Origin of the sequence: Enterococcus sp. DIV0187, assembly GCF_051713785.1 — a bacterium.
GTDB lineage: Bacteria > Bacillota > Bacilli > Lactobacillales > Enterococcaceae > Enterococcus_A > Enterococcus_A avium.
Genome location: NZ_JBIOQO010000001.1, coordinates 1,800,756 through 1,827,369 on the forward strand (window position 1 = coordinate 1,800,756; position 26,614 = coordinate 1,827,369).

The following is a 26,614-nucleotide window of genomic DNA, read 5'->3' on the forward strand; positions in this document are numbered from 1 at the left end:
TTTCTATTCGCCTAAACTTAAAATCATGCGAATATCCTCTTCTGTAAGTTTATTGGTTTGTTCTTCATTGCCTTGGATGACTTTCTGGAACAGCTCGCGTTTTTCTTGCTGCAGTTGATTCATTCGTTCCTCGATCGTTCCTTCAGCGATCATGCGCCATACCTCGACGACCTTCTTCTGACCAATCCGGTGAGCACGTCCTGCCGCCTGTTCTTCGACTGCCGGATTCCACCATAGATCGTAGAGAATAACTGTATCCGCCCCAGTCAGGTTCAGACCGGTTCCTCCAGCTTTTAGCGAAATCAAGAAGACATCTTTTTCTCCTGCATTGAAGGCATCCACCATTTTTAGGCGATCAGAAACTTTAGTGCTGCCTCGCAAGTAGAAGCTAGTAATTCCTTCTTCCGCGAACTCTTCTTCAATGATTGACAGCATGCTAGTAAACTGCGAGAACAATAATACTCGTCGCCCATTTTCTTTCGCTGCTTGAATCAGATCTTTCACTTGATCCAGCTTACCAGATCCTCCTTCATACCCTTCCATAAACAAACGAGGATCATCACAGATCTGACGCAAGCGAGTTAAACCAGCTAAGATACTTACACGCTGTTTTCGGAATGTCGCTGAATCCATTTGGTCGACCTCTTGCTTCATTCGTTTTAAATAAGCAAGATAGACCGTCTTCTGCTCTTCCGTCAAACTGCTCAAGACATTTGATTCGATCCGCTCAGGCAATTCCTGCAAGACGGTATCTTTATCGCGTCTCAGAACAAACGGTTGAATCATCTTAGCAATTTCTGGAACAGCCATTTGACGGAAACGTCCGATCGGTGGGAAGAATCCTGGCATGATCGTTTGGAATAATGACCACAGCTCTTCCAGATTGTTCTCGATTGGCGTACCACTCAACGCGAAGCGATGCGGAATCGATAAGTTTCGCAAAGCGCTGGAAGTTTTCGTCGAGGCGTTTTTCACCATCTGGGCTTCATCAAGAATCATGTATTGATAACCCATCTTTTCATGGAGATCAATATCCTGACGCAGACTTGCATAAGACGTAATAACAATCTCTTCAGCCTCTTCAAGCAACTGCTCCCGTTCGCTACGATTGCCTGAAATAACTGATGAACTTAAACTTGGCGCAAACTTCTTGATTTCCGCCTGCCAGTTATAGACCAGACTCGCTGGCGTGACAATTACCACTTTGATTGGTTGCTGTGCTTTTTCCGCCAATAAGAAAGTGATTACCTGAATCGTTTTCCCAAGACCCATTTCATCAGCTAAAATTCCGCCAAAGCCATAATCGCTCAGCATTTTCAACCAGCGAAAACCTGACTCTTGATAAGGCCGCAATGTGGCATTAAGATTCTCTGGCAAAGCCACTTGATAATCCTCTGGATGAGTCAAATCCTGCACCATCGCAGTAAAGCTTTCGCTGAACTGTGCCTGCGGATTATCCTTCAACCGCTGTTCTAGCATAATCCCTTGGCTCTTCGGCAAGCGGATCAATCCATCCTTCGCGCTAATTCTTTCCCGCAGCTGACCGATCATTTCACTGGTTTGCTGGAAGGCCTCTGAATCAAAGGAGAGCACCTCGCCATTATCCAACGTGTAAAAGCGATCCTTCCGCAGCAAACTGTTCAAGACCTGGTCAATTTCATTATCATTGATTCCCGTCACATCAAACTTGATATCGAGCCATGATCCTTCCTGATCAACCTCGATTGTTGGTTGGAATTCTTCACCGTCTAAGAAGAGCTGACGCAGCTTCTTGCCCATACGCACTTCAGCATATCGTCTAAACTCTTCCACTTCGACTTTAAAGAAGTAATAAAGATTGTCTTTAATCGGTAATTTCTTTTCAAAGCCCGTATCGATTTTTTGATACCGGTACGTAGTAAAGAGATCCAAGATTTGTTTTTCCTTTTTACGATCTCTTAAAATCTCGACATTATTAGGCAGCTTGGGCTGATGCGCCTCATTAGTAGAGAAATAAGCATTGCCATAATGAAACTCAGCTTCCGCCTTTATCATTCCTTTGATCTTTCGAAAGATGACGACCGCACGCAACGGTTCCTCCTTCATGATCTCTGCCACATCATCGGTAACAATTACTCGACCAATTTTCCGTAAATATGGAAAAACGTCTGTAAATAATTGCGAAAGTTGTCGTTGCTCATATGCGATAACCGGTTCTTTCAGCCGCTTCATCAGCTGCTTCAGCGTAATGTAGGTTTCCTGCTGCTCATGAGTCATCAAATAATAGGAATTTTCAACGAAGCCTAAGAAATAATTACTATAATAATTGGTGAAGCCATCCTCGATGGTTAGACCAAAATCATTTTCTCCACGTTTTTCCAAAGTGAATGAAAGTGGTAGCTCTTGTCCCTCATGCACTTCAGAATAGGTTTTTTCACCTAGTTTAATACTTAAATTTCCAGTCTTTTCCATCGCTTCCAATAATTCTTGAATCCGATGAACCGGCAATAAAAGATAACGCTTGTCTAGTTTACCTTTGACCTGTAGACCAGCTTTCCCTAATAATTGATATGTTTCACTGACTCCCACTAAATCTTCAATCAAATCTCGACATTTTGGATCAAAGGCACCCGCCTCGATCTGGAATTTATATTGTTTGTTTACGGTATAGGCTGAATCGGTCTGATATGCGTGTAAAAAGTCATATAAGTTCTTCACGATATAGCTGCGTTTGTTCAAATGACTGCCGATACGCAGCGACACCGCCAAAACATCCAATTCTGGGTGATAAGGATTCGTTGGAACGGCCTCCACCACAAATTCAACAAATAAGGACTGCAAGGGCTCTGCTTCCTTTTCCAATCTTGAAAAGCCTTGATTTAACAAATCAGCAAAAGAAATACTGCTCTCCATTTTTTTCGGCAAGACAGTCTCTGGCTTGATTACCCGCGAAAGACCTTTTTCCCGTAAATATAATTCAACCGCTACTGTATGTTTGCAATAACCATGCTCTTCCCAATACGGGCAGGCACAAATATCATTTTCTTTTCCACTGCCATCTAAATCAACCAGATAAAGTTCACTGCCTAATACTTCACCATGCCAAACACGACGAGCCGGATCTGCCTCAACGGATAAGACCCGCCCCTCTTTTAAATACGTTCTGCCGCGTTCGATCACTTTTTCTGGAATACTCCATCTCATTTACGTTTCACTCCATCCTTCTAGCTGGTAACGAATACTGCTGCGTCCCGTTCCGCTAGTTTCCACAATAATTTGTTGTGGGATACGTTCTTTCAATTCTCGTACGTGACTGATAATGCCGATCATCCGTCCCGCATTTTCAATGCTTTCCAAGGCTTCCATAGCCATCTCCAACGCTTCTTCATCCAATGATCCAAAGCCTTCATCAATGAACAAGGCTTCAATCGCAACGCCGCCAGCCTGACTCTGGATCACTTCCGCAAGTCCCAAAGCCAAGGATAACGCTGCGATAAAGCTTTCGCCGCCAGATAAGGTATGAGAGCTACGCGTTGCGCCGGCATTGTCATCATAAACATTGATCTCAAGCCCAGTATTTCCTTTCGATCGACCGGTTTCCTGCTTCAACTCAAAACGATAGCGCCCCTTGGTTAGCTGATTCAGCTGCTGATTGGCACATTGCAGAACCTCGGCCAAATACCATTGCAGGACATACCGCTCTAAGCTGATTTTTTGCGGATTATCTCCGTTCATCGTTTGATAAAGCTGCATCATTTGGCTTAATTCGTCCAATTGCTCCTTGCTTTGCGCCTGTAGATCTTCAATAGTTTCAATCAACGTGCGTTGTTGCTGTAGCTGACTTTCTTTGGCATAATGCTGCTGTTGGAATTGAGTAACTTCTGCTTCACAGCTTGTCACTAAGGTTTGCAGCTCATCCAGCTCTGGTTTCTCTTGATCCTTGATTACTTCTGCCAACCGTGATTGGCGATCTTTTAGCAGTAAGAGCTGTTGATCGAAATCTGTAATCTCTTGTTCTAAACTTAAAAGATCAATGGGCGCTGATGCTAACTGTTCAATAGCTAAATTTGCATCTACCAATTGCTGTTGCAGTGACGTTTGAAATTTTTCTAGGTTCTCCCCTGTCTCTTGCTGTTGCTTAGCTAATAGCTTATGATTTTCCTGCAGACGGATATGCTGCTGCTCAAGTTCCTTCACTAAGGCTTGGTGTGCCTGCAGGTGAGTGTGATACTCGTCTATCTTGCCCTGCAGTTCAACGATATGTGCCTCCAAAGTCGGCAACTGCCACTCTTTGGTTTGCTCCTCAATACTGGACAATCTGCCCTCTAAGGTTTGCAGTTCACCTTTCACAACATTTAAGCTAGTCTCGCTCTCAAGTTTTTTAGCTTGATTATTATCAATCTCTGCCTTCAGGTCAAGCAAGGTTTGTTTCGATTCGTTAATCTCAGCTAAACGTTCATCCGTTTCTTTTTGACGCTCCCTAAGAAATATCACAAGCTCCGATAAATCGGCTTCAACTTCCAGCTGGTAATAATCGGCAAAAGTGGCCTGAAGAGTATTGATTTGCTCTTCTTGCGCCTTTTGCGCCGCCGACCGATCCTCCTGTAATTGATCAAAGGTTTTTATTCCAACCTCATACTGAGCCTCTGCCTGTTCCCGAATCAACTCTAACTGCTTAATTCGCGCTTCCTGAGTTTCTAGCGCCACCTGTAATTGTCCCAAATTATCAGTGGTCAACTCAGCGTGCTGGGCTGGATTCGGATGCTCCTTTGAACCGCAAACAGGACAAGGTTCTCCCGGAAGCAAATCCATACTTAATCGGGCAATTTCCGCAGAAGCCCACTGACTTTTCAACTTCTTATAATCTGCCACTTCACTTGTTAATTGATTGCTTGTACGACTGGCTTTTTCAACCAATTGAGCCAGCTTGATCTGCTGGTCCTCTTCTTCCTCCTGTTGATCGAAAATATCTTTGGCTGATTGCTGCAAGTGAGTCACCGTCTGTTGAAACTGTAGCTCCTCATAACGACGATCCTGCCACATTTTTTCCGTATTTTGTTTGGTCTCCAGCAGTTTGATTTTTTCTTCGTGAACCTTTATTTGTTGAATAATTTCTGTTAAGTGCTCCTGCTGTTTCGCCTGTTTATCTGTCAGTTCCGTTTTTTGTTTCATCAGCTGCTCTTTTTGCTTGACCAAAGGCAATAAAGCGTTCAAGCTTTGCAGCTGCTGCTCTTTGGTTTGCCACTCGGCACTTTGCTGCTCAAAATCAGTCGTTTGTTTTTGGCACTCACTATATTGCTGCTCTAGCTCAGCTGCACGTTGCTGATTCTCAGTTGCTTCATCGGTCTGCTGAATCTGCTGCTTTACCAACTCTTGGATGCGATCATAGGTTGGACGAATTTTCTCAAGTTCTCTCCCATGTACCAATTGTTTCTTCTTTTCTTCCTGATGTGGCAAATCTGCTTCGATTTTTTGAAGCTGTTGACGAGTTTCCTGTTCCTGCCGGAAGCTTTCAGAAAGCTCCTTTGCTCTTTGAAGCTGCTGTTGAAGGGCCTTTTGTTTAGCCTGTTTTTCCGCTAACTCCGTCTGACTTTTCAAAAGCTCTTGTTCTTCCAATAGTAAATACTCACGAGCAAGATTTAGCGACTCCTCATAAGTCACACCTTTTTCAGCAAGGACTTGTTGAAATAATTGATCAATACGAGTAGTCATTTCACTGACTGATTTCTCTAGCTCACACTTTTGAAGCTTCAAATTTTCTGTGAATTGGCGATAGAAACTAGTGCCGAACAAACTCCGCAGGACGGTTTCCTTCTCAGTACTATTCGCATTGAGGAACATTCGAAACTCTCCCTGAGGCAGCATCACGATTTGGCGAAATTGATCCTTTTGCAGATTTAAAATCTGATAGATGACTTCGTTCACTGCATCCACCTTGGTATAGGCCTCAGCCTCTTGACCCTTATCATTAAAAATACTCAATTGAACCTTTTGATTTTTGGTCGTCTCGCCTTTGCCGTTTTTCTTGGCTAAGGTCTGCTTCGGCCAACGTTCAATAGAATACTTTCTTCCTTGGTGCTCGAAAATGAACTGCACCCGAGTTTCTTCAGTTGGCTCAGCAAAGGAGGAACGAATCTCGTTTGATGAACGAACACCGCCAGATGCATCGCCATATAAAGCAAAGGTGATCGCGTCAAAAATTGTGGTCTTACCAGCACCGGTTTTCCCGCTGATCAAAAATAATGGCGCCTCTGTCATTTCGTCAAAATCGACTTCTTCGTGAACAAACGGACCAAAGTTTTCCATAATGATTTTCTTTGGAAGCATTACTCCTCGCCTCCTTTTTTCAGGATCGTGTGTAAGCCTTCTTCAATCCATTTTTTTTGTTTAGCTGTCATTTCGTTCTGAGAAACTTCTGTAAAGAAATCCTTTGTTAGATTAACTGGAGATTTCTCTTTAATATTTTCCTTTTTCAGACGCTTCTCAACAGCTGTTTCAAAGCCATTCGCACGTTCTACCTGAATGATCCGAGGATAGACCTGGCGCAGTTGGTTCATTAAATTGGGAATCACCGCTCGATCCTCTAATAGAATCGACAAATAGTCCTCCCGATTAATCGTGGTGTAAAAAGCTGGGTCTAATAATTCAGCAAAACTAGCCTGCAGCTCTTGGATTTCATGAAGCGGTGTCAATGTCCGGAAGGAAAAGTCCATAGTATCTGTATCAACGATCCAAACACCTTTTGTTTGATCCTTTTCCGACAATGAGTATTTCAAAGGCGAGCCGCTGTAGCGAGCATTCGCCATTTTTAGCGCGTCCTTCCCATGGAGATGGCCCAACGCGACGTAATCAAAACATTCGAGTAACTTTCCATTGATCCCATCAAGTCCGCCAACTTCGATCTTCGTTTCAGAGTCTGTTTTGCTGCTGCCAGCAACAAAAAAATGACTGACTAAAATGTGTTTTTTATCCCGATCAAAGCTTTCCTGCATTTTTTCGATTACTTTCGGCATTGCCTGTTGAATCGTACGAAGCTCCGAATCTTCAAAGTAGATGCGCGCGTCCACCGGTTCAAAATAAGGCAATAGATAAAATTGGCTATTTCCCATTTCCACCGGAGTAAAAACTTCTTCTAAGCGAGTATGCAAATGAAACTGTGCTTGATTGAACCATGGTGTCCCTGTTGCTAAGCGAGTCGCACTATCATGATTGCCCGAAATCGCCAGTAATGGGAACTGCTGCGTTAAATTCCAATCAGCGATTGTTTGATTTAATAACCGAACACTCGCCTCAGAAGGAACAGAACGATCATATAAATCCCCCGCGATTACGATGGCCTCTACGGCCTCTTCTTTTGCGATTTTTAGTATTTGATCAAGAATATATGCTTGATCTGGCAACAAGTCATAGCCGTGCAGCTTTTTCCCGATATGCCAGTCCGCAGTATGCAAAACTTTCATTGATCCACCCTTTTCCTAATTAAGTCCTTCCCAAAAGTATAACACGATTCGCCATTTTTTTCCGCAAAGCAAGTGGATGTTGCTACAGGAACGGTTTATTTCTCAACTTTTATAAGATAAAGAAAGATCCATGCGTTTTTTTCAAAATTTGAAATCAAGCCAACAAAAATAGGTTCCAAGCTCGAAAATTGAGCTTGGAACCTTACTTTGTCGATAATCTGTAACTACTCGGCGTTTTTTTCTTTGGCAACATATTTGAAATTCGGATCAATCTCCTGATCCAGCTGATCAAAGGCTCCTTGAACACGACGTTCAACCTCGGCCAATCCAGCTTTATCCATTTTCTTGATGTCAGAAAGATCAATCGGATCACCAAAACGAATAATGACGGGGGTCCGTTTAAACAGTTGAGAGAATTTTGTAGGTCCCTGATAAACAGAAGGGACGATCGGCTTTTTCGATAAACGAGAAATTAACGCCATTCCGCCTTTCAGCTCAGAAGAATGACGGGTTCCACTTGGAAACATGATCAAGCTCTTATCCGAGTCCTTCAGCATTTTGACTGGTCGCTTCACCACACTTGGTCCTGGTTTGTCGCGATCAACAGGGAAGGCATTTAAATGCACCAGAATGAATCGCAAAATCGGATTCTTGAACAGCTCGGCCTTTGCCAGAAAACTAAACTGTTTAGGCGATGCGCCCAGAGCCATATAAACAGGGTCCCACCAGGTTCGGTGCGGCGCCACAAGAATGTAATTTCCCTCTGGTAATTTGTCTTGATTTTGGTAGTGAGCATTGCCGTTGACGACCGCCAAGATCGTTCGAGCTATGACGCGAATAAATTTAAAAAACATGATTTCTTCCTTTCAGTTAACTAACTAAACGTAGTATAATACAACGGTATGATTTTTTTAAGGGGGCAAATGAAATTGTTAAGAAATGGCGAACGAATCGACCAGCTTTATGCTGAAGATATCCAAATCATCCAAAGCTCGGAGGTTTTCTCATTTTCCATTGATGCCGTTCTATTAGCGAACTTTGCTCGTGTGCCAAAACGCGGAAAAATCATTGATCTTTGTGCAGGAAATGGCGCGATTGGACTTTTTTTAAGTCGAAAAACCACTGCCATGATTGACCAGATTGAGCTTCAACCTCGTCTTGCTGACATGGGCAAACGCAGTATTCTTTTAAATCAGCTGGAAAACCAAATGACGATGCACGAGCTGGACTTAAAAAAGACATTTGACGTTTTTAAAGCCGATTCTGCTGATTTAGTCGTCTGCAATCCGCCCTATTTCAAGGAATTGCCAACAAGTCAAAAAAATCCTAACCCGCATTTAGCGATTGCTCGTCATGAGATTCACGCGACTTTAGAGGATGTCGTCAGTGTCACTGCGAAATTACTAAAAATGAATGGCCGTTTCGCAATGGTACATCGACCGGATCGTTTTTTAGAAATCATGGACTGTCTTCGTGCACACCGGATCGCGCCGAAGCGAATCCAATTCGTTTACCCAAAACCAGAAAAAGAAGCCAATATTCTACTAATCGAAGGAATCAAAGACGGCAAAAACGAAGGTCTGCGTTTTCTTCCACCATTATATACCTATGACCAAACGGGCAGCTACTCTGCCGACTTACAGGAGATGCTTTATGGCAACTGATCAATTTTTTTATGTGTTACTTTGCAATGACCAAAGCTTTTACGGCGGTTATACAACAGACCTGTCCCGACGCCTGTTAGAGCATAATACAGGGACTGGTGCAAAATATACCCATCCTCAGAGTCGCCGACCAGTTAAGATGATTCACGCCGAACGCTTCGAAACCCGCAGTGAGGCCACTAAAGCTGAATCAGCTTTTAAAAAATTACCCCGCAGGCAAAAAGAAAAGTACTTGCGGGAGCATCAAGCAAAAAACGTTTTGTGAGTGATTCACAAAACGTTTTTTGTCTTTTTCAGTTTATTCGCCTTTTAGTATTTCCTTGGCGATCAATTGGCAGTAATGGATCGATCCAACATCATTCGGATGGACCTGGTCATCATAGAACCAATCTTGATGATCCTTACTGAAATTATACCAGTCAATCAAGTGAACATTCTTATAATCCTTGGCAGCGGCCTCTAGATTTGCATTCACATCATTCTGCCAACGACGCGTCGGCACATGAGTATTGATGATAAAGACTTGATGCTTGTCCCCTAGAACATTCATGATTTGAGCAAAGTCATCGAGATTGAAAGGTCCATTTGTTCCTAAACTCAAGAGAATCGTATCATTTAGCTCGCCCTTATCCTTCAAGGCTTTCAACAGTGGCGGACTATCCTTCAATTGCCGTCCGACTTCACCATCAACAACCATTTTAGGAAATATCTCTGTTAGTCCTTTGGAGCCTGCTAATAGAACAGAATCCCCAAAAGCCGTCACTTTCAGATTTTTTGCCTTCGTTATCTCACGATTACTTAGATTATATTTATCCGCTAAACTGGTTGGTGCTTCAGAACTATCTGTAGATTCTGCAGCTCCATTAGAATCGCTTGCGACCGTCTCCCCGTCTGTTTTCTTGGAAGCCTGCTTATTTTGTTCGATTTGCTTTTGTAACGCTTGTTGATTGGCATCAACTTTATTGGTTGGCGCGATAATCACACCAATCACTGCGATTACAGTGATTAAGCTAGAAAAGATAAATCCGATTTTCCTGCGACTTTTGATTGGTGCCCAAAAAGATTGTTTTAGTGAGGCAAACGTCTTACGGTAATTGAACCGGCGCAGCGGATTTTCAATATATCGATAAGAAAGTTCAGTAACAAAAAGAATTAGAATGACTTCCATAATCGTATGAAGAAAGGTATGATTCGCTACATTAACCTTTGCTTCATAGAAAATCATTACTGGATATTGATACAAATAGATCCCATAACTCCGTTTACCGATCCAGTCAAAGACCGGATTCGTCAACCAACGGTTCCAGCTAGCACCTGGATGGGCAGTGATAGCAACTAATATGACGCTCACTAAACTGACTAAAAACATACCGCCATAATAGATAAAGGATAAATCATCCCGCATAAATAGGAATGCCAGAACAAGGAGCAACAACGAGCCTAACCCAATTCCATTCAGTATTCGCTTAGCCTGTGACGGAATCTGCGGCTTCAAGCGCGTACTTGGCCAAATAAAAGCCAACGCACCTCCTAGCAAGATAGAAAACAAGCGCGTGTCCGTTCCATAATAAACCCGTGTAGGATCTTGTCCCGGCACATACAGCACAGCCATTAAAATTGCGGAGACCAAAGCGGCCGCGACAATCCCAAGGAAAACTTTTCCCTTGTTCTTCACCAACTTCATCAATAAAACAAAGATGATGGGCCAAAAAATATAATTCTGTGTTTCAACTGCCAACGACCAAATATGCGTAAAGGGCGATTCACCAGAAAATCGATCAAAATAAGACATTCCGTGATTGATCTGCCACCAGTTGTTCACGTAGAACAAACTGCTAATAACATTGCCCCGCAAGTTATTCAAAAGATTCCGTTGAAACAACGTTATGTACGCTGAAGCACCCACAAGCATCGTGACTAGCGCCGGGTATAGACGCTTCATACGCCGATAATAAAATTGCTTGATCTCAATACGACCAGTTTGCTTCCATTCCTGCAGCAGCAAATCCGTGATCAAATAACCTGAGACCACAAAAAAAACAGGAACCCCTAAGTATCCACCCCGCATTTGCGTAGGCAATAAATGATATAAAATTACGCCGATTACCGCTAACGAGCGAATTCCGTCAAACCCAGTAATATAGCGACTATGCTTTAATCTTTTTCCCATAAGTTTACTTTCCAACTTTACTATAGAATATCAAATTAACTATACGGATATTTTTCGTAAACTGCAACAATTTCTCCATAAAAAAAGTATTTCCTAAATATTTAAGTTTTTTTATTAAAATAATTCGATCAGAATGGCTTAATTCCTTTTATTTAGTTGGAGTATTTTCATATACGTAGCCATTAAAAATAGAACTGACAACTAGCTCTCATTAAAAAAATCCTTTTTCTAAAAAACATCTAAAGTAGACTTTTCTTCTACCTTAGATGTTCATAATTATTCTATCAGTCCTATTTGTCAAAACGCGACACTTAATCTTTAATCCATTGATTCTTCGTAAAAGCGCCCCATAATCCGTACGTTTTCCGAAATACTAACGAACGCATCGGGATCATTTTCCCGCATGATTGATTCTAGTAATGGCAACTCAAAGCGGGTAACTACAGTAAACAGAACGGTTTGCTTATCATGCTTATACGCACCTTCTGCTTCATTAATGATAGTTATTCCACGACGCATATGATCCTGGATTGAATTAATCACACGTTCTGGACATTTGGTAACGATCATCACCTGCATCTTCCGCTGCTTCGTATAGAGCGCATCGGTCAACTTACCACTCATAAAAATAGCTAAAGCAGAATAAAACATGTATTGCCAGCTGAATAGAATTCCCGCCATCAGCATGATCATCACATTGAAAATGATGGAGATTGATCCAACCGAAGACCCTGTTCGCTTACGAATCACGATGCTCAAAATGTCTAAGCCGCCAGAAGATAGACCATTCTTCAAAGCAAATCCAATCCCAACACCCATAATTGCTCCGCCAAAAATCGCACAGATAATTGGGTCCTTCGTCAATGTTGTCTGGGGAATAATATGAATGAAGAACGATGTTAAAAAAACAGTAATGAAGGTAAAAATCGTAAACTTATGACCAATCTTGAACCATGCCAAGAAAAATAAGGGCACATTGATCAAAAATAAGGTGATCGATACAGGCACGGTAAAACCGACAACCCGATCCGATAACGTTGTTAAAATTTGTGCAAAGCCGGTGGCTCCACTGGAATAGATATGTCCTGGCTGGTAAAAAAAGTTTACGGCAATCGCCGCTAAAAATGCATAAACAACTGCGACAGATAATCGGGTGGCATAATCGTGATGGGGCCACTCCTCTATCTTCTTTTTCATCATGTCCTGTCCGCCTCATTTCAAAATTTCACTCACATTATACGTATTTTCATGAAAAAAAGAAAGCACCTACCATGGAGGTAGGCGCTTCTCTTAGTATATTCTTAGAGTTCATGTAAAAACTTTAGAAAAACAGCAAATTAATGCCTGCTACTTTACTCTTCGATTTTCGTGACATCGATACTCAATTCGTAAAGCTGTAATGGTGACACTGTGCTTGGTGCATCAGTCATTGGTTCTGCTGCTTTCCCATTCTTAGGAAAGGCAATGACTTCACGAATGTTGTCTTCATTTGCTAACAGCATCGCAAAGCGATCCAAGCCAAGTGCGATCCCACCAATTGGAGGGAAGCCATAATCTAATGCTTCCAATAAGAAACCGAATTGTTCATTGGCACTTTCTCGTGTGAAACCTAATGTTTCAAAGACTTGCTCTTGCAGTTCACGGGTATTAATACGTAGTGAGCCGCCACCTAATTCATAGCCGTTTAAAACGATATCATAGGCTTGCGCATAGACCTTCTCTGGATGATCCTTCAAGTTTTCGATATCTTTTTCCATCGGCATCGTGAATGGATGGTGAGCAGAAACGTAGCGACCTAATTCTTGATCAAACTCAAATTGTGGCCAATCCACTACCCATAGATAATCGAAACGGTCTTCATCGATCAAGCCTAATTCTTTCCCAACTTTCGAACGAACCGCACCTAAAGCTGTTACGGCTGTTAAGAATTGATCAGCCGCAAACATCAAGACATCGCCTGCTTCGGCATTTGTTGCTTTCTTCAACTCATCACTGACACCGCCCATGAATTTCGCGATCGGCCCAGTTAATTCGCCGTTCTCATCCACCTTGATCCAAGCCAAGCCTTTAGCGCCGAATTGACCAACGAATTGACCTAAGCGATCCAATTCTTTACGAGAGTATTTATCCGCTGCGCCTTTTGCATTTAACGCTTTAACGACACCGCCATTATCTGAAGCCATACGGAAGACTTTGAAATCTGTGGCAGAAGCGATATCGGTCACATCAATCAATTCCATATCAAAACGAGTGTCTGGTTTATCAGAACCATAGCGTTCCATCGCCTCATCCCAAGTGATTCGTGGGAATGGCAATGTCACTTCAACACCACGCACATCTTTCATGACTTGCGCGATCATCGCTTCAGTATAATCTTGGATTTCTTCTGCTGATAAAAAGCTTGTTTCAATATCGATCTGGGTAAATTCTGGCTGACGATCCCCGCGTAAATCTTCATCACGGAAACAACGCACGATTTGATAATAGCGATCAAAGCCAGCAGTCATCAATAATTGCTTCAAAATTTGCGGTGATTGCGGCAATGCATAAAAATGCCCCGGATGAACACGTGAAGGAACCAAGTAGTCACGAGCACCTTCTGGCGTAGATTTAGCCAAGTATGGCGTTTCAATATCTAAGAAGTCATTATCATCCAAGAAACGACGAACTGATTGCGTCAAACGATGGCGCATCATCAAGTTTTGTGTCATCTTCGGACGACGTAAATCCATATAACGATATTTCAAACGCACTTCATCACTGATATTTTGTTCATCTTCAATTGAAAATGGTGGTGTTTTGGCACTATTTAGGATGACAATTTCTTCACCTTTGACTTCAAAATCACCGGTTGCCATTTTTTTGTTCACCGCACCAGCATCCCGACGAATGACTGTACCAGTGATTTCAACTACATATTCACTACGGCATTGATCCGCAATTTCCCAAGCGGATTTTGATTCTTCTGGGTTGAAGACCACCTGCACAATACCTTCACGGTCACGCAGATCAATAAAAATCAACCCGCCTAAATCACGACGTTTTTGTACCCATCCTTTTAATGTTACCTTTTGATCCATATACTCCTCGGACACTCGTCCACAATAGACTGTACGTCTAGCCATTTTTTCATTCCTCCATTTATTTAAGTAATCTTCCTTATTAGGTAAGATTTATTTCGATTAATCAAGTTTCGGCATAGTCATTTCATCATAGATCGCCGCAAAATCTTCATAGATATCCGTTAAAGGAAACGCCTTTTCTTCCCGTGTCGCTAAATCCTTCACGTTGATTACACCATTGGACAACTCATCCTCACCTAAAGTCAGGACCAGCTTTGCCCCTTCCTTATCTGCCGTTTTGAATTGAGCTTTCGCTTTACGTCCCATGAAGTCACGATCAGCAGAAAAACCAAAACCGCGAATCGCTTGAACAACTTTTAAGCTTTCCATATTTGTTGCTTCACCAAGACCAACAACATACGCATCCAGACTTGCTGCGCTTGGAATCATCACGTCTTCTTGTTCCAGCGTTAATAGAATTCGTTCAATTCCCATCGCAAATCCGATTCCAGGTGTCTCTGGTCCGCCCAACTCTTCTACCAAACCATCGTAACGTCCACCGCCGCATATAGTTGTTTGTGCACCCATTCCAGGAGCATCGCTCATGATTTCAAAGATTGTATGATTGTAATAATCCAATCCTCGAACCATTCGGTGATCGATTTCGTAGGAAATATTTAGGTACTCCAAGGTTTTCGTAACCCCTTCGAAATATTCCTTCGCGTAATCACTCAAATAATCCAAAATACTTGGTGCATCGGACACGATTGGCTGATCCTTGCGATCCTTACTATCCAACACACGCAGTGGATTCTCATGCAAACGTCGACGTGAATCTTCGCTCAGCTCTTCTTCATGCGCTTCAAGATAGGTGATCAGAGCTTGACGATAATTTGTCCGTGTTTCCTTATCCCCCAGCGTATTGATCACAAGACGTAATTGATTGATTCCTAATTGTTTGAAGAAATCCATCGCCATCGCCATAACTTCGACATCCAAGCTTGGGTTTTCACTGCCAAAGGCCTCTACGCCGATCTGATGGAATTGGCGCAAACGACCTTTTTGCGGACGTTCGTAACGGAACATCGGTCCAGTGTAATAAACCTTGTAAGGCTTCTTGAATTCTGGTCCATACAATTTATTTTCGACATATGCACGCACGATCGGTGCCGTTCCTTCTGGGCGAAGGGTCACATGACGATCTCCTTTATCATGGAAATCATACATTTCCTTAGAAACGATATCGGTCGTATCACCGACACTGCGCGAAATCACTTCGTAATGTTCAAAAATGGGTGTCCGAATTTCTTGATATTGGTAATCATTAAATACTAACCGAGCTGTTTCTTCGACAAACTGCCATTTTTCACTTTCTCCCGGTAAAATATCATTGGTTCCTTTTGGTCGTTGATAACTCATGGTATATCTCCTTTTTCATATTAATGTATTTATTTTTCTTGCCAGAAAAATAAGTTCGATTTTCAAGCCGTATGACATTCCTCTAAACTTTTCCAACTTATTTTTTGTTAAATCTTCATTCTCTTTCCTAACTATAATTACTGGGAAAAGAGGAACTGAAATCCTTTTTCATATTAATGTATTTATTTTTCTTGCCAGAAAAATAAGTTCGATTTTCAAGCCGTATGACATTCCTCTAGACTTCCTCAACTTATTCTTTGTTAAATCTTTATCCTCTTTTCTAACTATAATTACTGGGAAAAGAGGAACTGAAATCCTTTTTCATATTAATGTATTTAATTAGTTAATAAGACTGTTCTACAAATTATTCTCCATTTGATATTAAGCATATGATCGGCAGCTAGCTCAGCATCGTGGAAATCATTTTTCCAAAAAGCGGAAAAATGAACCTATCTTCGTACGCATATCATTCCGCTAAACAACACGATCAATCATTCCATTTAAAATAGTGAACATATATCGATCTTTTACACTGCGAAAAGCGGAACTGACAACTGACAAAAAAAACCCTTGCTCGAATGAACAAGGGCGAAAATATCGCGGTACCACCTATTTTTAAAAAGAGCTTCACTCTTTTTCTCGAGCAATTAACGCTTGCGTAACGGAGCGGCTTTGCACGCGCTCATCTCCAGACTGTCTTTCAATTACTTTTCACGAAATTGCTTTCAGCCAAGGCAATTTTTTCTGTACGCTTTTTCGTAATTTACTAGTTCCTTCTTAGATGTTTCATTGATGTTTTTATCTCTTCTTAAGCTACTAAAAAAAGACTTGAAAGTCAAGTAATTTCCGGTGATAAAAAAGAAGTTCCCGCTTTTCCCATGATAGTTATTAGACTGAAAAATATACGCTACTATCAAGCTTGGCAGGAATTAAAATAGATTAATCGCTTTTTTTAAAACTTTATCTTAAACTTGAAGAAGAAACGCCGTTGAAATTCTCTAACGGTAAGTAAAAGGAGCGAATGCGATATGTCAGATGTACGAATTGGAAAATCACGCGTTTATGCAAGCGATTTAGGTCTAGGAACAAATGCTGTCGGCGGACACAATATTCATCCAAACTTAAACGACGAAACTGGAAAAGATGTGATCCGAACAGCCATTAATAATGGAATTACAGTCTTAGATACGGCTTTTGCTTATGGCTATGGTCGTTCAGAAGAACTGATTGGTGAAGTCTTACAGGAGCCAGAATTTGACCGCTCACGCATTATTATTGCGACAAAAGCCGCACATGATCCAGAGAATAATTATCAATTCAACAACTCACCAGAATTTCTGCGAAAATCTGTAGAAGAAGCTCTCCAAAGATTACAAACAACTTATATCGATATTTTTTACATTCATTTTCCAGATGAAGCAACACCAAAAAATGAAGCCGTCGCTGCGCTGCATCAGCTGAAAGAAGAAGGAAAAATCCGTGCGATTGGTGTTTCAAACTTCTCATTAGAACAATTAAAAGAAGCCAACCAAGACGGTTATGTCGATATTGTTGAGGAACGCTATAGCTTGATTCATCGTGAACTTGAGGGAGAGCTTTTCCCTTATCTGAAAAAAAAGAGAATCAGCTTTGTTCCATACTTTCCTCTAGCTTCCGGCTTATTGACTGGAAAATATCAAAAAGAAGATCGTTTTGAGGAATCCGACCCAAGAAGCAAACGACCTGACTTCAATGGCGAACGCTTCACTGAAGTCATCGAAAAAGTAGATCAATTAAAACCAATCGCTAAAGCCTACGATGCGACTGTGGCACAATTGGTTCTTGCTTGGTATATGAAGCACCCACAAATCGATGTCGTCATCCCTGGTGCAAAACGTCCAGAACAAGTAGAGGCAAATGCCAAAGCGGTCGATATCCGATTATCCACGGAAGACTACGACAAAATAGATCAACTATTTAAATAGAAGAAACAAAGCATGACTTTATCCGTCATGCTCTTTTATTTACCACATTTTTCTCTTTCCCAGCTAGAAAAGCAGCAAAATTATCCACCGCAATAGCCATCAGGCGTTCTCGCGTTTCTAGTGGTCGCCACGCAATATGCGGAGTGATGAAACAGTTCTTAGCGGTCAGTAATGGGTTGCCCTTCTTCATCGGCTCGCTTGAGACCACATCAACACCTGCCGCAAATATTTTTCCTTCATTTAAGGCCTCAGCAACCGCTGCTTCGTCTAATAGTCCGCCGCGAGCTGTGTTCAACAAAATAACGCCATCCTTCATCTTCGCGATACTTTCTTGGTTAATCATTTCTTGAGTCTCTGCCGTTTGAGGTACGTGAAGACTGATGATGTCTGACTGCTGATAAAGCTCCTCCATAGAAACCTGCTGCGCCCATTCAGCCTGAGCTTCTTTTGGACGGTGATTCCAATAGATGACCTTCATATTAAACGCATGAGCAATTACCGCTGTCGCCTGCGCAATTTCCCCATAACCTACTAGTCCCATTGTCTTGCCCTGAAGCTCCATCAAAGGCGTTTTCTGATACGTGAAGTCAACACTCTCTTGCCATTCTCCCTGATGTACAGAAGCATTATGGACACCTACTTGGTTGGCAATCTCTAGTAAAAGGGCAAAAGTAAATTGCGCCACCGCATCCGTTCCATAAGCTGGAATATTCGTTACTGGTATATTCCGCTTTTCAGATGCTACAATATCCACCACATTGTAGCCAGTCGCGATGACTCCAATGTATTTCAATTGAGGAACGGCTGCCAAAATCTCCTCATCGATCGGTGTTTTATTTGTCAATATCGCTTCCGCATCACCGATTCGCTCAATAATTTCACTTTTATCCGTAAAAGAAGTACGCTCATAAACAGTCACTTCACCGAATTCTTCAAAACCTTGCCAGCTTAAATCGCCAGGATTTAACGCATAGCCATCTAGTACAACAATTTTCATCATTGGCCTCCTCTGTCTATTATTTCATTCAACAATAGCATTGATTCCATCTAGCTGCAAACAGGCTTCGGACATGTTGTCATTCTACCCACAAAAAAAGTGATTAAAAGATAGTCGCTTCCATCTCTTAATCACTTTCAATCGTTAGGTAGTATTCGATTCTAATAAGCTTTTCTATCAATATTGGGTCCAGATAATTTAATAGCGCGTCCAACTTTGAACAAACTTTGAACAATTGCGAAAAGTTAGACTGACAGCTAGCTCACAAGTAAAGAAGCCATTTTTCCAAAAAGCGGAAAAAATACTTTATCTTCGTACGCATACGATTCTGCTAAACCTTTCTATTTAACTATTCCCAAAACATTTATGTAGTTTTCTCTTTGAAAACACTGCGAAAAGCAGAACTCGCAAAAACAAGCCTGAGCCGATCAAATGTCTTTGATCGCCTCAGGCTCTAAGAATATAACCGCACAGATCAACCTTTTTGGGAAACCAAATTCCCGACCGTCCTGCTTACTGGTGGCTGATTGATTTAACAGTAATTGCAAAAACTCATTTTATATAAAAAGTGATTCTGTTGCGGACTTCCTCAAATTAATATGCGCGAGCAATCCAAACGGTATGCTTCGCAGGTTTTCCACTAACGATGTCGACTGTTTTTTCAACAGGCGGGTTAAATGGAATGTTTCGCGTCGTGAAGCCAGTTTCTTCTTTGATCTTGGCTTCTGTTTCTTCGGTACCGTCCCATCCGATCAAGACAAAGCCTGGAACTTCGCCAGATTCTTTTGATTTTTCGATATGGGCCTTCAATTCATCTAATGTGTCGATATCAGTGTGCTCGTTTTCGGTGTAACGTTTTTGCGCACTTTCGAATAAACGTTCTTGCATGACATCTAATTGTTCTACAATATAATCTTCAATACCGTCTAATGAAACGGATTCCTTATCATCTAAGTCACGCATTTTGATAACGGCTTGATTATTTTCTAGATCACGTGGGCCAAATTCGACACGTAATGCTGCACCCTTCAATTCCCACTCGTTGAATTTGTAGCCTGGTGTATTATCCGTAGTATCAATACGAACACGTAAACCTTTTGCTGCTAAGGCTACTTTTAATTCCTTTAAGCGATCTAAGATTTCTGGGTTCTTTTGCCAAGGTCCAACTGGTACTAAAATAACTTGTGTTGGTGCAACCTTTGGTGGTAATACTAATCCTTGTTCGTCACCGTGAACCATAATCAATGATCCAATCAAACGTGTCGAAATCCCCCAAGAAGTTGTATACACGAATTCGTGCTCATTGTTGCGGTTTAAAAATTTAATATCAAAGGCTTCCGCAAAGTTTTGACCAAGGTAATGAGACGTTCCTGCTTGGACGGCTTTCCCGTCACGCATCATTGCCTCTACAGAATAAGTATCTACAGCACCAGCAAAACGTTCAGATGGTGTTTTTTGTCCACGGTAAACAGGAATTGCTAACGTATTTTCGATCAAGGTTGCGTAGGCTTCTAACACACCCATTGTACGCTCACGTGCATTTTCTTCTGATTCATGAGCCGTATGTCCTTCTTGCCATAAGAATTCTGATGTACGCAAGAATGGCATGGTCTTTTTCTCCCAGCGGAAGACATTTGCCCATTGATTGATTTCGTAAGGAAGATCACGGTAAGAATTAATCCAATTCGAGAATGCATCTCCGATCAAGGTTTCAGATGTCGGACGTAACGCGTATGGTTCTTCCAATTCTTCATCGCCTACTTTTGTTAACCAAGGCAACTCAGGGGCGAAACCTTCTACGTGCTCTTCTTCTTTTTCCAAGAAATGTTTAGGAATCAGCATTGGGAAATAAACATTACGAATATCTTGGGTTTTTAGGTATTTGTTAAAGTCCTCTTGAATATGTTCCCATAATTCCCAACCATCAGCTTTAAAGATGATACAGCCACGAACAGGTGAATAATCCATCAAGTCAGCTTTTTGAATTGTTTGTAAATACCATTTAGAAAAATCTTCTTTTTGTAAGTTTGTCATTCATGCATCCTCCTAGAAAATAAAAATAAAAAAACCGTTCCATCCCTACATAATTGTAAGGACGAAACGGATAATTTCGCGGTACCACCTTGCTTGGTCAAAACTTGTTGACCCAACTTTCAGCTCCAATAACGCTAGAGTCGCGTGCTGCTTTCACAGCAATCAACTTTGGTAGGTTCATAAATTCCAGAGGGCGTGTTGATCTTTCAGACGGTGAATCAACTCTCTGCTGCCGATAAAATTTATTACTATTCCAAATGCTTAACACCATATTAAAGACTTCTCATCAAAAATGCAAGCCCTAAATTCAAATTTTTTTCTAATCTTCTGGAACGTAACGTTCTTCCAGTCGGCTCATCCACCATCCTAAAGCAGCACCTAAAATACATAAAACCGCGCAACCAAGGAATCCAAGGATGCCGATTCCGCTATAATCAGTCGGTACAATCATAACGGTCGAAGCAAAAACAATTCCTAAAATAAAATGATACATCGGTGCATAAAAATGGCTGAACACCCAGTCCATTACTTTAGATAAGCTTAAAACCGTAACCAATCCACCGATTCCGATCGGGATAATTACACCCATATCCACCGTTTTGAAGCCATCAGCCATCGATTTATACATACCCATATAAACCAAAAAATTTGAAGGGCTTAGTCCCGGAACGATCAGACCTAATCCAATCAATGTCCCCGCGATCATCCAAGTAAAGAAGTTTTGATCCACAGTTCCAAACAAGCTGGAACCCTTCCACAAGAATAAGAAACCAACCACAAAACTAACGACGATAATTATATAATCTTTGGTATCTCGACCTTTTTTTCCCGCTTCTTTCCATAACGCAGGAACCGTTCCAATAATACAGCCAACGAAGAACCATAGCATGATCGTTTCAAATTCGCCAAGTAAAAAGCTGACAGCAAAGGATAACACGAAAACTCCGGCTAATCCGCCCAGCCCAACAGGAATAAAGAACAAAACATTTTCTTTAAAGTTCTTAGTAATGTGGGCTAAAAAAGAAATAATTCGTTCATAAATACCAAATACTGCTGCCAACGCCCCGCCGCTGACACCCGGTAAAATAAATCCAGAGCCGATGAACATCCCTTTGATGAAGCGTAAAAACCAGTCGCTTTTATTCGGCTGTGTAACTTTTTCGTTTTCCATAAAAAAATAATCCTCATCTTTCTTTTATATCTTAGCCAGTGTAACGATAAAAAGAAACTGACGCAAGACCAACTCAGGGAGTTCGAGTGAAAACTTAAAGAAACTTTTGAGAATTTGATGAATTTCTTATAATCACCTAATAAATCATAAAAAGACCATCACTTTTATAAAAAATTTTTTTCTGTCTCACTTATAATCAGCTCTCTTTCTTTACAATCGTTGAAAAAAGCGGATAATCAGAAGTAAGCGTTTTAAAGAACGCGAAAATTTGTTTCTTAGGAGGTCAATTATGTATTTAGCAAATGAACAACGCTATGAGAAAATGGATTATCGACGTTTAGGAAAATCCGGTTTGAAACTTCCCGCGATTTCTTTAGGCTTGTGGCATAATTTTGGCGATGTTGACACTTTGGACAATCAGCGGGCCATTGTTCGAGCCGCCTTCGATCATGGAATTACTCACTTCGATTTAGCAAATAATTATGGGCCACCTGCAGGTTCGGCAGAAATCAATTTCGGACGAATCTTGAAGGAAGACCTGTTTCCATATCGTGATGAGCTAATCATCTCTTCAAAAGCCGGCTATTATATGTGGCCGGGACCTTATGGTGAATGGGGTTCCCGAAAGTCCATCATCGCCAGCTGTGAGCAGAGCTTGAAGCGTATGGGACTTGATTATGTAGACATTTTCTATTCTCACCGACCAGATCCTGACACGCCTTTAGAAGAAACCGCGCTGGCATTAGATCAGCTAGTTCGTCAGGGGAAAACCTTATACGTTGGGGTTTCAAATTATTCCACGGAACAAACAGCTGAAATCAGCAAGATTTTCCAAGAACTAAGAACACCTTTTATCATTCATCAACCACGATACAATATGTTCGACCGTTGGATCGAAGATGGATTGACCGATGTTTTAGCAGAGGAAGGAATAGGTACGATCACCTTCAGTCCCTTGGCGCAAGGCCTGTTGACAAATCGCTATTTACACGGTATTCCCGAAGATTCCCGCGCGCATCGTTCAGATAGTCCTTTCTTAACAGAAGACAACGTTCAATCTACCATAGAGGTGGTTAAACAACTAAATGACATTGCTGAAAAACGCGGGCAGACATTGGCAGAAATGGCCTTAGCCTGGAACTTGCGTCAACCGACCGTTACGAGTGTCTTGATTGGCGCGTCACGCGTCAGTCAATTAGAAGATAACCTGAAAGCCTTAGATCATTTAGACTTTAGTAAAGAAGAACTGACTCAAGTTGACGCTATATTAGCCAAACTAACTAAAAAATAAAAAAACTTCGAGGCTTTTCTGACATAGAGAGAGCCTCGAAGTTTCTTTATAATTTCTCGTAAACCGAATCTAAATATTCGATTCGTTCTTCCTCAGTAGTATTTTTAACAGCTCCTAGATGGTACCAGGAAATATTACGCATGCCGATATCTTCTAATGTCGTCGTCAACTGATGCTTATAACTGCGGGTACACCGCTGCTCTAAGCTGACCGTTGGCTGATCAGAGGTAGTAAAAACGACCACCGAATCAACCGATAAAAGCGGCTGAATCCCATTTCCACCATCAAAAAAAGCGAATTCATTTAACAGCACCTTATCAAGAAAGCCCTTTAAACTTGCGGGTGAGCTATACCACCAAATCGGAAAGATCAGAACCAGCTGAGTGGTTACCTTCAACAAATTCATATAATGCAAAACCAATGGATCTAAAACCGAACCGCTTTGATAAACTGCCAACTCTTCTTCCTTCATGACTGGATCAAAGCCGTCCTTATTTAAATCGATCACCTGATAGATTTTCTGATCTTGCTCCAACCCAGCGATCAGCTTGTTCAAGACAGCATGATTAAAGCTTTCCTTCCAGGGATGATCAATAATCAATGTTGTTGTCATTTCGCACTCCTCTTTACCCTTTTTATCAAAAATAGCACAAAATCATTGCATTCTGATTTCAGTTTGATTTCAAACTAGCTAAGATCATGATAAAGTTAAGTTATATTTCTGAAAATATCCTACTTTATTTGTTCATCCACTACCTTCAGTAGGGTTAGTAAAGACGAAATAATAGAAATTATTTTTTTATGCTTGTATTTAAGAAGGAGTCCTATATGAAATTCATTCCAAACATTATTACCTGTTTACGAATCCTCGCCTCGCTACTAATTCTCTTTGTACCAAATAAATGGTTCTTTCCACTTTATTTTTTTGCTGGACTGACGGATATGCTTGACGGTTGGTTAGCCCGCAAAATGAACTGGACAAGCCCCTTTGGTACGTTTTTAGACAGTTTGGCAGATTTACTTTTCTTTCTCGTCGTCATCGCAAAGGTTGTACTGACAATCACGCTTCCAGCTTTTCTTCTTTGGGGCGCATTATCAGTTGCACTCATTCGCTGCATTTCCTACTTGATCGGCTATTCTCGTTTTCATCAATTCACCAGTCTGCATACTTACTTAAACAAGTTAACCGGTCTGTTGCTCTTTTTATCACCGATTATACTATTACTCATTGCAATCAAAACCTTTGGGATCGTTCTTTTGACCTGCGCCCTTTTATCCTCAGTCGAAGAATTGATCATTGTCTCAACTACTCAGACATTAGATAAAAACGTAACAACTTTTTTTCAAAAAAAATAAACTGTCTCATTGCAGGGTCATTTTAAACTCGGTACACTATAGGTAGGAATTGCGCGCGTAATGACTACCTTATTCATAAAGAAGTTAGGAGGCGAATCTCATGGCAAATGAGGATCAAAAGGATTTTAATGCCATGCTAAACGAAGATAAAGGAATGCCGAAAATGCAGATCGTAACCGATGAAGCCACGATCAAACGCTATGGTGGAACAAAAATGTACTTTGCCCCACCACTGGATTACGATGCAATCATGAAACAAATTCCTTTTGGCAAAATTATCACAACAAGTGCCATCAGAGAGCATCTGGCCAAAGAAAATGACGGCGACTTTACCGAACCCATCACAGCCGGTGCCTTCATCTCTATCGCAGCTTGGGCTAGCGAGCAGCGCGACACGAATCCCACACCTTACTGGCGAACACTGAAGGCCAAAGGAGAAATCAACCCGAAATTCCCTGGCGGCGTGGAGGCCCAGATCGAAAAACTTGAGGCTGAAGGGCACAAAATCGTTCGCCGAGGAAGGAAAAACTTCCGTTATTACGTGGAGGATTTTGAAGAATCTATGTATGTACTCTAACCGTTTTCGTTTCGAGAACGGCTTTTTTTATTGTATTTTTTTGCTCACTTTTTTCAACATTTCCCTCTGATCCAAGCGCTCAAGGGCTTTTTGGGGAAAGCCTTTAGTGTGCATATTTTTATTATATATTTTCACTATAAGATTCGATAAAATTATTGATAGGATAGGATTTCTGTGAACACCACTGACATGTTGGCAACGCATGAAATTCCGAGATTAATGATTGCTCGAACAGGAGGAAAACGATGGAGATTAGTGAGCACACTCTTGCCAATTATTTGCTTCAGCGAACCAAACTTTTTGATCAAACTAGTCCCCTCATCGTGTCCGTTCTTTCCAACGAAAAAGACAAATACGTTGATGGCTATTTAAATTATCTCTATGTTCTAAAACAGGGAAATAAAAAATACATTGCCAAACATTCAAAAAAGACGATTTCCAGCGGCATCTCCCTTGCTCCGATTGACCCTAAACGGAATTATTTGGAATATATGACGTATCAATTACGGGCAGGTTTGGCTCCCCAGATGGTTCCAGAAACCTACTATGCGGACCCAGCGGCACATTTATTTATTATGGAGGATCTTTCTTACCTGACCGTTCTGCGTTTTGCCCTTTGTCGAGGTGAACAGCTGCCGCGGTTAGGAAAACAAGTCGGAGAATACCTTGCTAGAACACATGTAGCAACCTCTAAGCTGCGGTTGTCTGACGAGTATTGGCAAGCCTTAGCAAGCTATTTTAAAAATGCTGACATGCGAAAGATCATTACCGATTTTATTTTGAAGCCGCCGGTTAGAACGAATCAAGCGTTGACTTCCCATCAAGAAGGACTATTAGACATCTTGGACACTATTTTGCAGGATGCCGCAGTTAAGCGGGATTGGGAAGAATTGATTGAACGCGTGTCTAGTAAAGATGAATGCTTGATCCACGGTGATTTTCATTCTTCTAATATTTTTGTTTCACAAATATCCTTTAAGGTGATTGATATGGAATACACCATGACGGGCCCCTTCTCATATGATATTGGGTACTTCTTGGCAAATATCCTGTCACAATATTCGGCATTCACTATTAGAGGTAATGAATCCATGTGTTCGGATCTGCTGCAGGTAATCAAGGATACGTACCAAACATACTTCACTTTTTTTTCTAATAATATCAAAGGTGATCAACAGGAACAGTTTTTAGAGATTCTTCAAGACTCGCTTGGTTATCTGGCAATGGCTAACATCAATCGAATCGCAAATTTAGGAGAATTCCCTGATTTTGACAGTTTAATCAACCCACAAGAAAGCTTTTTAGCTAAGGGACTCTCTATGATGCTGGCACAGAAACTGTTGAAAAATAGACAGCTGCTAACCACACCTGAGGAAGCCTGCCAGCTGATCTGTACCACCCGAAACAATTTTTTAACTCAATTACCCGCAACAAATGAAAACGCTCTTATTTTAGCCTAAAAGAAATGAG

The 26,614-nt window shown here is 41.4% G+C and carries 19 protein-coding genes; 7 read left to right on the plus strand and 12 right to left on the minus strand.

The genetic code is table 11. The annotated features are described in order from the left end of the window. Positions 1–3 precede the first annotated feature (3 nt). From IGI52_RS08790 to IGI52_RS08805, 4 genes are all read right to left on the minus strand, one after another. Positions 4–3,183: an SNF2 helicase associated domain-containing protein gene (locus IGI52_RS08790; RefSeq protein WP_438781079.1), complete on the minus strand. Its 3,180-nt coding sequence runs from the start codon at positions 3,181–3,183 to the stop codon at positions 4–6. Then, positions 3,184–6,306, minus strand: coding sequence for an AAA family ATPase (locus IGI52_RS08795; RefSeq protein ID WP_438781080.1), 3,123 nt, complete (start codon positions 6,304–6,306; stop codon positions 3,184–3,186). Further along, positions 6,306–7,439: an exonuclease SbcCD subunit D gene (locus IGI52_RS08800; protein ID WP_438781081.1), complete on the minus strand. Its 1,134-nt coding sequence runs from the start codon at positions 7,437–7,439 to the stop codon at positions 6,306–6,308. Before IGI52_RS08800 ends, IGI52_RS08795 begins: the two co-directional genes overlap by 1 nt. Positions 7,440–7,663: 224 nt before the next feature. After that, positions 7,664–8,293, minus strand: a complete 630-nt coding sequence (locus tag IGI52_RS08805) for a lysophospholipid acyltransferase family protein (protein ID WP_438781083.1) — start codon at positions 8,291–8,293, stop codon at positions 7,664–7,666. 75 nt (positions 8,294–8,368) lie between these two features. On the opposite strand from IGI52_RS08805, the gene IGI52_RS08810 reads away from it, so the two are divergent. Next, entirely contained in the window at positions 8,369–9,103 is a 735-nt protein-coding gene (locus tag IGI52_RS08810; protein WP_438782242.1) for a tRNA1(Val) (adenine(37)-N6)-methyltransferase, read from the plus strand. Further along, positions 9,093–9,368 (plus strand): GIY-YIG nuclease family protein, encoded by a 276-nt coding sequence (locus IGI52_RS08815; RefSeq protein WP_016181490.1) that lies wholly within the window; start codon positions 9,093–9,095, stop codon positions 9,366–9,368. The genes IGI52_RS08810 and IGI52_RS08815 overlap by 11 nt, the downstream gene beginning before the upstream one ends. Positions 9,369–9,401: 33 nt before the next feature. Here the strand turns inward: IGI52_RS08815 and IGI52_RS08820 are convergent, their stop codons facing one another. The 4 genes from IGI52_RS08820 to hisS all read right to left on the minus strand — a co-directional run bounded on the left by IGI52_RS08820 (position 9,402) and on the right by hisS (position 15,754). Continuing rightward, complete coding sequence (locus IGI52_RS08820) at positions 9,402–11,273, minus strand: acyltransferase family protein (protein ID WP_438781085.1); 1,872 nt, start codon at positions 11,271–11,273, stop codon at positions 9,402–9,404. Positions 11,274–11,591: 318 nt separating this feature from the next. Further along, a complete protein-coding gene (locus IGI52_RS08825; protein WP_034876875.1) occupies positions 11,592–12,470 on the minus strand; it encodes a YitT family protein in 879 nt (292 codons plus the stop codon). 155 nt (positions 12,471–12,625) lie between these two features. Beyond that, the gene (gene aspS, locus IGI52_RS08830; RefSeq protein WP_438781087.1) at positions 12,626–14,398 is read right to left on the minus strand and encodes an aspartate--tRNA ligase; all 1,773 of its coding nucleotides are present in this window, start codon (positions 14,396–14,398) and stop codon (positions 12,626–12,628) included. 57 nt (positions 14,399–14,455) lie between these two features. Then, the gene (hisS, locus tag IGI52_RS08835; protein WP_438781089.1) at positions 14,456–15,754 is read right to left on the minus strand and encodes a histidine--tRNA ligase; all 1,299 of its coding nucleotides are present in this window, start codon (positions 15,752–15,754) and stop codon (positions 14,456–14,458) included. 1,028 nt (positions 15,755–16,782) lie between these two features. Here hisS and IGI52_RS08840 point away from each other — a divergent pair. Further along, positions 16,783–17,718, plus strand: a complete 936-nt coding sequence (locus IGI52_RS08840) for an aldo/keto reductase (protein WP_438781091.1) — start codon at positions 16,783–16,785, stop codon at positions 17,716–17,718. A 25-nt stretch (positions 17,719–17,743) separates the two neighbouring features. Here the strand turns inward: IGI52_RS08840 and IGI52_RS08845 are convergent, their stop codons facing one another. The 3 genes from IGI52_RS08845 to IGI52_RS08855 all read right to left on the minus strand — a co-directional run bounded on the left by IGI52_RS08845 (position 17,744) and on the right by IGI52_RS08855 (position 21,920). Next, positions 17,744–18,715 carry a D-2-hydroxyacid dehydrogenase gene (locus IGI52_RS08845; RefSeq protein WP_438781092.1) on the minus strand — a complete coding sequence of 324 codons (972 nt, stop codon included), beginning with the start codon at positions 18,713–18,715 and terminating at the stop codon, positions 17,744–17,746. A 594-nt stretch (positions 18,716–19,309) separates the two neighbouring features. Continuing rightward, on the minus strand, positions 19,310–20,749 hold the full coding sequence (proS, locus tag IGI52_RS08850; RefSeq protein WP_176675008.1) for a proline--tRNA ligase: 1,440 nt from the start codon (positions 20,747–20,749) through the stop codon (positions 19,310–19,312). A gap of 319 nt (positions 20,750–21,068) precedes the next feature. Then, the gene (locus IGI52_RS08855; protein WP_438781095.1) at positions 21,069–21,920 is read right to left on the minus strand and encodes a DUF368 domain-containing protein; all 852 of its coding nucleotides are present in this window, start codon (positions 21,918–21,920) and stop codon (positions 21,069–21,071) included. 289 nt (positions 21,921–22,209) lie between these two features. Between IGI52_RS08855 and mgrA the strand changes: the two genes are divergently transcribed. After that, positions 22,210–23,211: an L-glyceraldehyde 3-phosphate reductase gene (gene mgrA, locus IGI52_RS08860; protein ID WP_438781097.1), complete on the plus strand. Its 1,002-nt coding sequence runs from the start codon at positions 22,210–22,212 to the stop codon at positions 23,209–23,211. Positions 23,212–23,257: 46 nt separating this feature from the next. Here the strand turns inward: mgrA and IGI52_RS08865 are convergent, their stop codons facing one another. Further along, a complete protein-coding gene (locus IGI52_RS08865; RefSeq protein ID WP_049219775.1) occupies positions 23,258–23,824 on the minus strand; it encodes an NAD(P)H-dependent oxidoreductase in 567 nt (188 codons plus the stop codon). Between the two features lie 215 nt (positions 23,825–24,039). Here IGI52_RS08865 and IGI52_RS08870 point away from each other — a divergent pair, with 215 nt between their 5' ends. From IGI52_RS08870 to IGI52_RS08880, 3 genes are all read left to right on the plus strand, one after another. After that, positions 24,040–24,567 carry a CDP-alcohol phosphatidyltransferase family protein gene (locus tag IGI52_RS08870; RefSeq protein ID WP_438781098.1) on the plus strand — a complete coding sequence of 176 codons (528 nt, stop codon included), beginning with the start codon at positions 24,040–24,042 and terminating at the stop codon, positions 24,565–24,567. A gap of 100 nt (positions 24,568–24,667) precedes the next feature. Next, positions 24,668–25,144 (plus strand): MGMT family protein, encoded by a 477-nt coding sequence (locus IGI52_RS08875; protein ID WP_127979467.1) that lies wholly within the window; start codon positions 24,668–24,670, stop codon positions 25,142–25,144. A 245-nt stretch (positions 25,145–25,389) separates the two neighbouring features. Then, on the plus strand, positions 25,390–26,604 hold the full coding sequence (locus IGI52_RS08880) for a phosphotransferase (protein ID WP_438781100.1): 1,215 nt from the start codon (positions 25,390–25,392) through the stop codon (positions 26,602–26,604). The last annotated feature ends 10 nt before the right edge of the window (positions 26,605–26,614 follow it).